Origin of the sequence: Bergeyella cardium (genome assembly GCF_003614945.1) — a bacterium.
Classification (GTDB): domain Bacteria; phylum Bacteroidota; class Bacteroidia; order Flavobacteriales; family Weeksellaceae; genus Bergeyella_A; species Bergeyella_A cardium.
The window spans coordinates 582,167-594,958 of sequence record NZ_QYCZ01000001.1 but is presented as its reverse complement, the minus strand read 5'-3'; the positions used below and the strand labels follow the sequence as shown (position 1 = coordinate 594,958).

Here is a 12,792-nt window from a genome sequence, read left to right as displayed (position 1 = left end):
AAAGAAAAATGAAAAGACGGCTCTATCTATCAAAGTTTAATGTTTGGCTCACTTATATCTTTTTTACGGGTATCGTTAGCGCCATCGTGGTCTATTCCATCTTTCTCGTAAAAGAATTAAGGGCAAGGGAGACCAACCGAATGGGCATCTTCGTAAAGGCAATGCAACTCCTGCAAGAGAACCCCACAAGCATCTCTCCCGATACTCAGGATTTGATTTTATCCATCCTCGAGGAGAATAACCAGCTGCCCGTTATCGTAACCGATAGTAGAAAACACCCCATCATCAGCGAAGGCACTTTTAGAAACATCCCCGAAGACATCATTAAGGATAAAAACCACCTGAAAACCTACATCCAGCAGATGGAGAGCAACTATCCTCCCTTTGAAATAAAGCTGGCAAACAACGAGACCCAACTGGTATTCTACGATAATTCAGCATTGCTCAACAATCTCCAATATTACCCTTACTTCCTCGGGGTCTTCATCCTCTCCTACCTCATCGTCTCCATCTGGTTTATGCAAACAATGAAACGCCGAGACGAGGGCTTCCTCTGGGCTGGGCTCGCCAAAGAAACCGCGCACCAGATTGGCACTCCGCTATCGTCTATGATTGGCTGGACGGAGATTCTAAAACTCGAAAAACCCAACAGTACGGGCATAGCCGAGATGGAAAAAGACATCCTAAGGCTGAAAACCATCTCCGAGAGGTTCTCAAAAATAGGCTCCATACCCGAGCTGAAAGACTACAACCTCTCCGAAACCCTACGCCTCAATTTTGATTACTTAAAGAGCCGAATCTCCGCCAAAATTAATTTTACTCTAAGCCTCCCCGAGCAGGAAATCCTCATTCCTCACAACAGAATCCTCTTCAGCTGGGTGATAGAAAACCTTGTAAAAAACGCCGTAGATGCAATGAAAGGTATCGGCAGCCTGCACATCTCCCTCTACCAGAAAAACCACTCGATTTTTATGGATTTCAAAGACTCTGGCTGTGGTATGACGAGCAAACAAGCCCAGCGAATCTTTCTCCCAGGCTACTCCACCAAAAAACGAGGCTGGGGCTTGGGGCTAAGCCTCGCCCAAAGGGTAATAAAAACCTATCACAAAGGCAAAATCTCCATCGCCGAAACCGAAATAAACAAAGGCACTACCTTCCGAATAAAGCTGTAAGTTGTAGGCAGTAAGCAACAGGCGTTGCACGGTTAGTTTGTGATAAGTGGCTCCCCACGCTAGTGGGTGCTATTGGTTATTGGTGCTGTCATCGGATGGGGGTTGGTAGATGAGCTCGACCAATTCTACCCCCTTGTTTTGCATCTTGTGGATTTTAAAATGGTAATTCAGCAGGTTAAACTCTTGGTTCTCCTCTGGAATATCTTCGAGCTCGTGGAGAATAAAGCCCGCAAGGGTATTATAATCACCTTCATCGGAGAGCGGGAGCGCCTCTGGGAGGTGCTCGTTAATCTCTTCCAACGGTTGTGCTGCCTGCACCCAGTAGGTGTTTTCATCTACTTTTTCTACGATTTTCTCCTCGTCATCTTCCTCATCTTGGATTTCGCCCACGAGCTCCTCGAGGATATCTTCGAGGGTGATGATGCCCTCCGTACCGCCAAACTCATCAATGACGATAGCGAGGTGCATTTTCTTTGATTGGAAGACTTTCAGCAGGTCAGAAATCTTCTTACTCCCGACAACAAAGAATGCCTCGCGCATCAGTTCTCTAAGGTCAGAATGGCTGATATTCCCCGAGCGCTTTACATACTCGCGGATGATTTCCTTCGTATAGAGCACCCCGATGATGTTGTCTATGGAGTCTTCATAGACGGGGATTCGGGAGTAGCCACTTTCCATAATGGTATTGAGGATATCGTCTATGGGGTCTTCTATGTCTATGGAATGGATGTTCTGCCTCGGTACCATTATCTGCTTGGCAGAATGATCGGTGAAGTCAAAAGCATTTTTAATGATTTCGTAATTCTCTTCTTCTATCTCGCCAGAATCTGCGCTCTGCTTTACCAAAAGCTGAAGTTCTTCGGTGGAATGAATATCGGAGTCGGAGGCTGGCGGTATGTTGATGAGCCTTAAAAACCCATTGGAAGTGGAGTTCATCAGCCAGATAAAAGGCTGAAAAAGGGTGGTAAATATCCTTAGCGGATAGGCAATAAACATTGCTGTGGGTTCTGACTTTCTTATCGCGATAGACTTAGGAACCAGCTCGCCAAACACAATATGGAGGATGGTAATAATAAGAAAACTGAGCACCAAAGAGAGGGTGGTGAGGAGGGTTTCATCTAAACCGATATTGAATGACAAGAAAAGTCGCTCGATAACGCTATGCACGGCAGCCTCTCCTACCCAACCGAGCGCCAGAGAAGCAAGGGTAATCCCCAATTGAGTAGCGGAGAGATAGGCATCGAGCTTTTTAATGATATGCTCTGCCTGCTTTGCGAGAGGATTGCCCTCTGCTGCTTTTATTTGAATTTGAGAGTAGCGTACTTTTACGATTGAAAATTCGGCTGCCACGAAAAAGCCATTGAGAATAACAAGAAATAAAGCCAATAGTATCCTGACCGAGTCGTCCATTTTTATACGAAATATTAATCAGGACAAAGATATATATTTTTTTATAACTAAAATGCCCCAGGAAATTGGGATTCTAAACCTGCGATGAGATACGGCGGATAAAAAAACATCGGCTCTACAAGTAGAGCCGATGCGGTAATGATAATGTTCAATAAATTTAAAAATAAAAATTATGAATTTTTTAATGCTTCTGCGCCAGATACAATCTCGAGGATTTCGTTTGTAATCGCTGCCTGACGAGCTTTGTTGTAATAAATTACCAATTCGCTCTTCAGTGCCTGTGCATTATCGGTTGCTTTGTGCATTGCCGTCATCCTCGCACCGTGTTCAGACGCTACGGAATCGAGCACTGCCTTGAAAAGTTGAGTTTTTATAGACTTAGGGATAAGGTTATCCAAAATCTCTGCACGGCTTGGCTCAAAGATATAATCTTTTTCTACTCCTACATCTTCGGTCTCTGGCATTGATATAGGGAGGAGCTTCTCTGCCTGAACCTCCTGTGTAGCTGCATTGATAAACTTATTGTAGATAAGATAAACTTCATCAAAATTGCCTTCTACGAAGTCCTTCATCACAGAATAAGCTACGCTGGATACTGCATCGAAGGTGAGGTTATCGTATATCGCACTATGGTTTGCATATACTTCCTTCAATTTCTTTACAGCATCAAAAGCCTTTTTACCAATTGTAAGAACTTCTACTTCTACGCCTTCTTTAAGAGCTATCTGATGGTTGAGCTCTTTTATAACGGAGGAGTTGAAAGCCCCTGCAAGCCCTCTGTTGGAAGTAATCGCGATAAAGAGAACGCGCTTTACCTCTCTTGCCTGTGCATATACGGAGATATTATCAGGGTTTGAGCTTGAATTTACATTTTGGATAAGCTCTTGTAACTTTTCAGAATAAGGTCTGAGCATTACAATCGCATCTTGAGCTTTTTTGAGCTTAGCAGCAGATACCATTTTCATAGCGCTGGTGATCTGCATCGTAGATGAGATTGATGTAATTCTTCCTCTAATTTCTTTTAAGTTCGCCATTGTTTTATTGTATTAGTTGAAGGCTTAATCTCTTAAACCTTCAACAGTGAACCATTAATTATACTTCGCAGCGATGTCGTTTGCAGCTGCTTTCAATACACTTGTAATGTCTCCATCTATCTTACCTGCTTTGATGGCAGCCATAGTATCCGGATGCTTAGCTCTAAGGAATTCTACATATTCCTTCATAAACTCTTTTACCTTTCTTACAGGTACATTCCTAAGCAAGTTTTCTGTACCCGCATATACCATCGCTACCTGGTCTTCTACACGAAGCGGAGAGTTTACAGGCTGTTTAAGGATTTCCACATTCTTCTCACCTTTTGTAATAACGGAAAGTGTAGCGGCATCAAGGTCTGAACCGAATTTAGCGAAGGCTTCAAGCTCCTTATACTGTGCTTGGTCAAGTTTTAATGTACCCGATACTTTTTTCATCGACTTAATCTGAGCATTACCCCCTACTCTGGATACGGAGATACCCACATTAATCGCTGGTCTTACCCCAGAGTTAAACAAATCAGACTCCAAGAAAATCTGCCCATCTGTAATGGAGATAACATTGGTTGGGATATACGCGGAGACATCCCCTGCTTGGGTTTCAATAATCGGAAGAGCGGTAAGCGAACCACCACCTTTTACAACAGGTTTTAATGATTCTGGGAGGTCATTCATTTGCTTAGCAATTTCATCGTCTGCAATTACTTTTGCTGCTCTTTCCAATAGACGAGAGTGTAAGTAGAATACATCCCCAGGATATGCCTCACGACCTGGTGGTCTTCTCAATAACAAGGAAAGCTCACGATAAGCCACCGCTTGTTTAGATAAATCATCATAGACGATAAGTGCTGGGCGACCTGTATCACGGAAGAACTCTCCGATAGCCGCACCTGCCATTGGTGCATATACCTGCATTGGTGCAGGGTCAGAAGCATTTGCTGCTACTACTACAGTATAAGCGAGTGCTCCTTTATCTGCCAAAGTCTGAACAATCTGAGCTACAGTAGAGCCTTTTTGCCCAACAGCAACATATATACAGAATACAGGCTCGCCTGCATCATAAAATTCTTTTTGATTAAGGATAGTATCGATAGCTACAGTAGTTTTCCCTGTCTGTCTATCTCCAATGATAAGCTCTCTCTGCCCTCTTCCGATAGGAATCATTGAGTCTACCGCTACGATACCTGTTTGTAATGGCTCATTTACTGGCTGACGATAAATAACCCCTGGAGCTTTTCTTTCCAATGGCATTTCATATAAATCACCAGTGATTGGTCCTTTACCATCAATAGGGTTACCAAGAGTATCTACCACCCTTCCGAGAAGCCCCTCTCCTACTTTAATAGAAGAGATTCTATTGGTTCTCTTTACAGTATCTCCTTCTTTTACGAGTTTAGATTCACCTAAAAGAGCGATACCTACATTATCTTCTTCAAGGTTTAATACAATACCTTCTACATCTGAAGAGAATTTTACCAACTCTCCGTATTGTACATTCTCAAGCCCATAAACACGAGCGATACCATCACCAATCGTTAGTACAGTACCAACTTCTTCAATATTAGACTGAGTATCAAAATTCGCTAATTGCTGTTTTAAAATAGCTGAAACTTCAGCTGGATTTATTTCTGCCATTGTGTGGTTGTTTTATCTTTTAATTTAACTGAAAGTTTTTCTTAATTTGATTTAACTTGGATTTTACGGAAGCATCAATCTGCTGATCTCCTACTCTTAGGATATACCCTCCGAGTATCTCTGGCTTGATGATAAGCTCAAGCTCATACTGAGAACCCTGAACCAAAGTTGTTGATTTTAAAATATGATCTACCGACTGAGAAGAGAGCTGTGCAGCAGTGGTAAGTGTAACCTTTTGCACATTATTTTCAGCATTAATTTTATTAATGTATTCCTGTGCTATCTCTTCCAAGTGAGATTCTCTACCTCTTGAAATCACCAGCTTTACAAAGTTCTGAGAAACGGGTGAGAAACCTTTGAAAATCTCTTGAACTACGGATAATTTCTTTTTATAGTCAATGAACGGAGTCTCTAAAAATCTCACCAAATCCTTAGATTCGGATAAGACTTTTATAATATCCTTCATTTCGGTGTAGATAGTCTGAGTCTGGTTTGATTCCTTTGCAAAATCAAGCAGTCCCTGAGCATATCTTCTTGCAACTTTACTCGTAAGCATATTAGTTATGGTTAGAGTTATTCAAATAGTTTTCTACCAAAGCATTTTGAGCATCAGAATTATCTAATTTCTGCTTTAATATTTGCTCAGCTATGCCTACAGAGAGAGCTCCAATCTGGTTTTTAATATCTGCCATAGCTGCTGATTTCTCTGCTTGAATGGTTTGCTTAGCCTGCTCGATAAGCTTCTCGCCTTCTGCTTTTGCTACATCTTGAGCTTCGCTTACAATTTTATCTTTTAATTCTCTTGCTTCTTTCAGGATAGCATCTCTTTCTATTTTCGCTTCACGGACGATTCTCTCGTTATCAGCTTTCAAGGACTCCATTTCTTTTCTTGCGAGTTTAGCTTGGTTAAGCGCATCTGTAATGGATACTTCTCTTTCATTTACAGCAGAGAGGATAGGCTTCCAAGCATATTTTGCTAAAAGAGCTACCAAGATGAGGAAGACAACAGCCGTCCAAAATATATTACCAATTGATGGGGTTAATAATTCCATTATATATATAAGTTTTTATGATTTACTTTTCTAACTTTTTATAAAGACCTCTGCAAACCAACCGTCTGCAGAGGTTCTTTAAATTGTCTATTATCCGTTACCAAGCATTGCTACTACGATACCGAATAGACCAGCACCTTCAATAAGAGCTGCTGCGATAATCATTGCAGTTTGGATTTTACCTGATTGCTCTGGTTGTCTTGCAATACCATCCATTGCAGAAGAACCAATTTTACCAATTCCAAATCCTACACCAAGAACAGCTAAACCTGCTCCAATTGCTGCGATACTACCTGTCATAATATTATAATTTAAAAAAGTTATTTAATTATTTATTTCTCTGATTAATGATCGTGATGAGGTTCCTCTACTGCTGAGCCTATAAAGAGGGCTGTAAGCATTGTAAAGATATACGCCTGTAGTGCTGCTACCAATACTTCAAGGGTATAGATAAAGAGAGACATACCTAATGCCACAGGAGCTATTGCATAAGTTTTCATAATAAAGATAAGTGCAAGTAAGCTCATAATAATGATATGCCCAGCCGTCATATTAGCAAAGAGACGAATCATCAATGCAAAAGGTTTTGTGATAATACCCAATAGCTCTACTGGAACGAGGATAAGATAGATCAAAATCTTTCCTCCGAAAGGCATTCCCTTACCGAGTGGATCAAACATATGCATCCAATAGGTTTTTCTACCGCTGAGATTTACAATTAATAAAGTGAGTACAGAAAGCGTAAAGGTAAAAGCGATATTCCCCGTAGTATTGGCTGCGCCTGGGAAAAGCCCGAGAATATTAAGCACCCAAATAAAGAGGAACAGAGTAGTTAAATAAGGCACATACTTTCTATACCTAAGCGCTCCTATATTTTGCAATGCGATATCATCTCTCACAAAGAGTACAAGAGGCTCTATAAATTTGGCTATTCCAGAAGGAACTTGTGATTTTTTATAAGAAGATGCAGTAGCAAATCCTATTATTAATAAGATAAGGGCTGCTAAAAGCATTTGTGCTACATTCTTAGTAATAGATAAGTCAAGAGGTTTTAGATTTTCATCTGTCGGGTGATGGTGTTCATCTAATTTTAAATCTCCTGATGCATTGGTTTCGTATATTTTTTCGTGAAAAAGCACATAGTATTTACCGTCTTTCTCTACCACTTCACTCTTCCCTGCTTCATTAGAATGCCCAAATTCTGCTGAGCTGAATACCTTTAAACCATTATCCCAAAGAATAACTGGCAAGTTAAGCGTTACAGAGTTTTCTCCTTCTCCCCAAAAGTGCCAAGAATGCCCATCTTGAATATGGTGCATAATAAATGGTACAGGATTATACTTCTCCTCTTTCCCTGCTTCTGAATGCCCATTCTCACTGGAAAAACCAAGTGTAAATGTCAATAGCGAAAAGGCAATCAAGAGTCTTTTAAAATTCATAACTAAATGCTATTTCAAAATTTTCGCAAAAATAGAAAATAATAATTGAATCCTACAATTGTTTAGATAGATTTTATATGATTTTTATCCTATTTTTTCAAGAGCTTTATCAGCAGGAGAACCTCCGCCGCCAAATAAGCCCAATAAAGCATAAAATAAGAAAGCACCTCCTCCTTAAAATCCTTTTGAAAAACGGCAATATACCCCATTGCAAAGAGCTTAAAGACCACAAAGCCCAAGAACGCAAATCCTATGATAGCCGACTTATCCAATATATAAAGCGTAAGAAAAGTCATCACCCCTATAAATGCGGTAAAGAATATCAAAAAGTGTATTCTGTAGTTGAGAGAAATAATGCCCTGCACCTGCAAGAAATACTGAGCGAGGAATAAAAGCACAGCAAAGAGGATAAATACCAGAAAGGAATAGAGGGCAAATCTAGTTTTCTTCATACCTCGCAAAACTAAATATTTTTTCAGAATTAATACTTCTCAGCGGTTTTAAATAAAGATTAACCGCCTTGATAATAGATTTTATGCCAAATTGTCTACTTTTGCAATTGGGTATGTTTTTTGCCAAAACCGCCCTGCTATTCTTAAAAGAACAAAAACTATGGATATTAAAAAGGATTTTAGAGATTTCTCTGTAAAGCATCTGGGCAATAATGGCCTCGCTACCGACCAATATATGAATGCGTTTAACCCCACAAACCTCACGCCTTATATTATGGAGGAAAGGCGACTAAATGTAGCGCAAATGGATGTCTTCTCCCGACTGATGATGGACAGAATCATCTTCCTCGGGACGGGGATTGATGACCAAGTGGCAAACATCGTAACCGCACAGCTCCTCTTCTTAGAGAGTGCAGACCCAAGTAAAGACATTCAGATTTACATCAATTCACCAGGGGGCAGTGTATATGCAGGACTCGGAATTTATGACACAATGCAAATCATCAAGCCAGATGTAGCAACCATCTGCACGGGTATGGCAGCATCTATGGGGGCAGTTCTCCTCGTAGCAGGTGAAAAAGGCAAGCGCTCAGCACTAAAACACTCACGAGTGATGATTCATCAGCCGAGTGGTGGTGCTCAGGGAGTAGCTTCCGATATGGAAATCAACCTCAGAGAAATGCTAAAACTCAAAAAAGAACTCTACGAAATCATCTCCTCCCACTCTGGGCAGAGCTTCGATTGGGTAGAAAAGGCGTCCGACAGAGACTATTGGATGACCTCCGAAGAAGCAAAAGGCTTCGGAATGATAGACGAAGTACTACAAAAAGCAGCAAGTAATAAGCAGTAGGCTTAAAGCTCTCTGCAGCAGTTACAGGCGCCCCAAAGGGGCGCCTGTAACTGCTTATTGGCTACTGGCTTTTAGCTAATAGCTGTGGACGGTTATAGGCAGTAAGCTTAATTAGTGGCTGGCTATTGGCGGTGTATGATTAGTTTGTAGATAAGTGCATCACCTGCAAGGTGCCACGCGAGTGGATAATCGCCTCACTGGCTACAGTGTGCCTGCTGTGCTACGGCTAAGTTCGTCGGCTGGTAGCCGTGCTCCACTGGCTACGGTATGAAGGAGGTCATTGAGTTCTTCTATGCTTTTTACTTTCTCTTTTCTTATTATTAGCTGGGTACCTTCAGGAGTATCTTTTTGTTTTAGAACGGCTGAGGTAGGGTTTTGGCTAAGGTAGTTGAGGATATGGGCAAACTTCTCGCTGCGGTAGAATTTGTCCTGCGGATTTTGGGGTAGATATCCAAGGAATACCCCTTTCTTTACAATAAGCCGCTCTAAGCCAATATCAGCCGAAAGCCACTTAAGCTCTACCGATTTCAGGAGGTTGATGGCCTCTTGTGGCAGGTCTCCAAAGCGGTCAATCAGCTGAGCTTGGAAGCTATGAAGCTCCTCTATAGTCTCTATCTCTGCCAGTCTTTGGTAGAGCAGGAGCCGCTCTTCAGTACTTTGTACATAATCATCAGGGAGCATCAGCTCGAGGTCGGTATCTATATTGACCTCTTTTTTAGAGTTGAAGAGCTTCTTTCGGTCTTCTTCATTCTCAAAATACTGCTCAAACTGCTCATCATTCTGAAGCTCTTCCAATGCCTCCTGCATAATCTTCTGATAAGTATCAAAGCCCATCTCGTTGATAAAACCACTCTGCTCGGCACCGAGCAGGTCCCCTGCTCCGCGGATTTCAAGGTCTTTCATTGCGATTTGGAAACCACTCCCAAGGTCGGAGAACTGTTCTACGGCCTCAAGTCTTTTGCGGGCATCGGGAGTCATCATATCCATCGGTGGAGTGATGAGGTAGCAGAAAGCCTTTCGGTTACCCCTACCCACACGGCCTCGCATCTGGTGGAGGTCTGCCATACCGAAGCGCTGAGCATCATTAATGAAAATGGTATTTGCATTCGGTACATCTACCCCACTTTCTACGATGGTGGTAGAGACGAGTACATCGTACTTACCCTCCATAAAATCGAGGATACGGCTTTCGAGCTCCTTTCCATCGAGCTGTCCGTGCCCTGTAATCACCCTTGCATCAGGGACAAGCCTTTGGATAAGCCCTGCGATTTCCTGCAAGTTTTCTATTCTATTATTAATGAAATACACCTGCCCATCTCTCTGTATTTCGTAGGATATGGCATCTCTCAGCATCTCTTCATCAAAGCCTATGAGCTGCGTATCTACTGGCTGCCGATTAGGTGGCGGAGTCTTAATGACAGAGAGGTCTCTGGCTGCCATCAGGGAGAATTGTAGCGTGCGAGGGATAGGAGTGGCGGTAAGGGTGAGCGTATCTATATTGGTACGGAGGGTTTTTAGTTTGTCCTTTACGGATACACCAAACTTATGTTCCTCATCTATGATGAGAAGCCCTAAGTCTTTAAACTTCACTTTATCTGAGACCAACTGATGCGTACCGATAACGATATCAATCTTTCCCTCTTCCAAGCCTTTCAGAGTTTCATTTTTCTGCTTCGTCGTCCGAAAACGGTTGAGGTAAGAGATATTCACCGGGAAGTCTTTCAGCCTTTCTTTAAAGCTCCTGTAATGCTGAAATGCGAGTACAGTTGTAGGCACAAGTATTGCCACTTGCTTGCCATCGGTCGCAGCTTTAAATGCCGCACGGATTGCTACTTCGGTTTTACCGAACCCCACATCTCCGCAGATGAGCCTGTCCATCACGGTTTCGGCTTCCATATCTTTTTTCACTTCTATGGTAGCTTTCTCCTGGTCGGGCGTATCTTCGTAGATAAAGCTGGCTTCAAGCTCGTTTTGAAGATAGGTATCGGGGGTAAAAGCAAAGCCCTTGGCTGCCTTTCGCTTTGCGTAGAGTTTTATCAGGTCAAAGGCAATCTGCTTTACCTTTGCTTTGGTCTTCTGTTTTAATGACTTCCAAGCGGTAGAACCGAGCTTTGAGAGCACGATTTCCTTTCCTTCGGCGCCATTATATTTAGAAATCTTGTGCAAAGAGTGTATGCTTACATAGAGCAAATCTCCATTCTTATACGAGAGCTTAAAACATTCCTGTATGTTGCCGTCATTATTCACCTTTACAAGACCCATAAACTTCCCAATGCCGTGGTCTATGTGGGTAATATAATCGCCTATTTTAAGAGACATCAAATCTTTCAGGGTAAGCTGTTCTGATTTAGCAAAGGTATTCTTTGGCTTAAAGCGTTGGTACCTATCAAAAATCTGATGGTCGGTATACACAGAAATGCGAGAGCTGGTATCGATAAAGCCCTCGTGGAGCTCGGAGGTAAAGCTCTGGAAAGGGATATTCTTCTCCTTCTCTTCAAAGATGTTTTGAAGCCTTTCCCTTTGCTTTTCGTTGGAGAAAGATATCCAGACGGAATACTGATGATGCAGCTTGTCTTCCAAATCCTGAATAAGCATCTCAAAGTTTTTATTAAAACTCGGCTGAGGCGTCTGGCTAAGCTGTAATTCCATACGATTAGCATCACCCAAATGCTTTTCTGAAAGAGGCTGAGCAGAGAAATCTACCACCTTAAACCTCTGGAAGTGCTGGGTAAATTCTTCTTCGGAGACGAACAGCTCCTCTGGATGGCTATGATTTATAGCCTCACTTAGCGCGCCGAATTTTTCAAGGGATTGATGATAGAAGCTCTTGATTTTATTAAAAGTTGCATAAGCCTGCTGGGTGATGATAAGGGTATCTGGCGGGAGTATATCAAGGAAAGGCACTCGCTTTCCTACTACTGCAAAGTTCATATTAGAAACCAGCTCAAACTCCTCTACCTTGCCTACGGAAAGCTGAGTTTCTATATCAAACTCTCTGATGCTCTCCACTTCATTTCCAAAGAAAGAGATGCGGTAGGGTTTTTCATTGGAATAAGAAAATACATCTACAATCCCTCCTCGTACGGAGAACTCACCAGGCTCGGAAACAAAGTCGGTCGGGTTAAAATTAAACTGATGCAGAAGTTCTTCTGTAAAGTTAAAATCCAACTGCTCGCCTACCTTTATCTTATGTGAGATTGCTTTAAAGTCTTCTTTTTTGATTACTTTCTCACAGAGCGCTCCTGAATGTGCTACAATGACTTTTGGCTCGCTACTTAAGAGTATTTTATTGAGTACTTCCGTTCGCAATACGATGTTTGCATTCTGTGTTTTCTCAATCTGATAAGGCTCAAGGTGAGTCTCTGGGAAATAGAGTACTCGCTCCTCTCCCACCAGATTCTCCATTTCAGAAGTGATGTAAAATGCCGCTTCCTTATCATCAGTAATGAAGAGCAAAGTTTTATTCTGAACCGTAAAAAGCTCTGCAGCAATAAGCGAAGGCACAGAACCCGCACTCCCCTTTACATTAATATAATGATGAGTAGATAATCCTTCAAAAATATCCTTTCCAAAGTCTCTTCTTAAAAGCTCTGGCAGAAGAGATTCATTTATTTTCTTCATATCTTTCTTTAAATGCTCAAAAGCTGAAAGCAGAATGCCAACAGCTGAAACAGGCAGGCAAAGATAGTAAAACCCAATGTAAATAATCCTCTCAAATCTACCCTCTATACTGCTCTAAGCAGGTTTGGGC

Annotated in this window: 11 protein-coding genes; 2 read left to right on the top strand and 9 right to left on the bottom strand. The window is 41.9% G+C overall.

What is annotated here, in order from left to right:
- The first annotated feature begins 8 nt into the window (after nucleotides 1–8).
- On the top strand, nucleotides 9–1,172 hold the full coding sequence (locus tag D8991_RS02695; protein WP_120488652.1) for a sensor histidine kinase: 1,164 nt from the start codon (nucleotides 9–11) through the stop codon (nucleotides 1,170–1,172).
- A gap of 69 nt (nucleotides 1,173–1,241) precedes the next feature.
- Here the strand turns inward: D8991_RS02695 and D8991_RS02690 are convergent, their stop codons facing one another.
- The 8 genes from D8991_RS02690 to D8991_RS02655 all read right to left on the bottom strand — a co-directional run bounded on the left by D8991_RS02690 (nucleotide 1,242) and on the right by D8991_RS02655 (nucleotide 8,191).
- On the bottom strand, nucleotides 1,242–2,582 hold the full coding sequence (locus tag D8991_RS02690) for a hemolysin family protein (protein ID WP_120488651.1): 1,341 nt from the start codon (nucleotides 2,580–2,582) through the stop codon (nucleotides 1,242–1,244).
- A 170-nt stretch (nucleotides 2,583–2,752) separates the two neighbouring features.
- Complete coding sequence (gene atpG / locus D8991_RS02685) at nucleotides 2,753–3,616, bottom strand: ATP synthase F1 subunit gamma (RefSeq protein ID WP_120488650.1); 864 nt, start codon at nucleotides 3,614–3,616, stop codon at nucleotides 2,753–2,755.
- Nucleotides 3,617–3,670: 54 nt separating this feature from the next.
- On the bottom strand, nucleotides 3,671–5,248 hold the full coding sequence (atpA, locus tag D8991_RS02680; protein WP_120488649.1) for a F0F1 ATP synthase subunit alpha: 1,578 nt from the start codon (nucleotides 5,246–5,248) through the stop codon (nucleotides 3,671–3,673).
- Between the two features lie 19 nt (nucleotides 5,249–5,267).
- On the bottom strand, nucleotides 5,268–5,804 hold the full coding sequence (gene atpH / locus D8991_RS02675; protein WP_120488648.1) for an ATP synthase F1 subunit delta: 537 nt from the start codon (nucleotides 5,802–5,804) through the stop codon (nucleotides 5,268–5,270).
- 1 nt (nucleotide 5,805) lies between these two features.
- Nucleotides 5,806–6,300, bottom strand: a complete 495-nt coding sequence (locus tag D8991_RS02670; protein ID WP_120488647.1) for a F0F1 ATP synthase subunit B — start codon at nucleotides 6,298–6,300, stop codon at nucleotides 5,806–5,808.
- Between the two features lie 90 nt (nucleotides 6,301–6,390).
- On the bottom strand, nucleotides 6,391–6,600 hold the full coding sequence (atpE, locus tag D8991_RS02665; RefSeq protein WP_120488646.1) for an ATP synthase F0 subunit C: 210 nt from the start codon (nucleotides 6,598–6,600) through the stop codon (nucleotides 6,391–6,393).
- A 44-nt stretch (nucleotides 6,601–6,644) separates the two neighbouring features.
- On the bottom strand, nucleotides 6,645–7,739 hold the full coding sequence (gene atpB / locus D8991_RS02660) for a F0F1 ATP synthase subunit A (RefSeq protein ID WP_120488645.1): 1,095 nt from the start codon (nucleotides 7,737–7,739) through the stop codon (nucleotides 6,645–6,647).
- A gap of 89 nt (nucleotides 7,740–7,828) precedes the next feature.
- The gene (locus tag D8991_RS02655) at nucleotides 7,829–8,191 is read right to left on the bottom strand and encodes a hypothetical protein (protein WP_120488644.1); all 363 of its coding nucleotides are present in this window, start codon (nucleotides 8,189–8,191) and stop codon (nucleotides 7,829–7,831) included.
- A 160-nt stretch (nucleotides 8,192–8,351) separates the two neighbouring features.
- Here D8991_RS02655 and clpP point away from each other — a divergent pair, with 160 nt between their 5' ends.
- Nucleotides 8,352–9,041: an ATP-dependent Clp endopeptidase proteolytic subunit ClpP gene (gene clpP / locus D8991_RS02650; RefSeq protein WP_120489675.1), complete on the top strand. Its 690-nt coding sequence runs from the start codon at nucleotides 8,352–8,354 to the stop codon at nucleotides 9,039–9,041.
- Nucleotides 9,042–9,242: 201 nt separating this feature from the next.
- On the opposite strand, the gene mfd is transcribed toward clpP, so the two are convergent.
- Complete coding sequence (gene mfd, locus D8991_RS02645; protein WP_120488643.1) at nucleotides 9,243–12,662, bottom strand: transcription-repair coupling factor; 3,420 nt, start codon at nucleotides 12,660–12,662, stop codon at nucleotides 9,243–9,245.
- Between the last annotated feature and the right edge of the window lie 130 nt (nucleotides 12,663–12,792).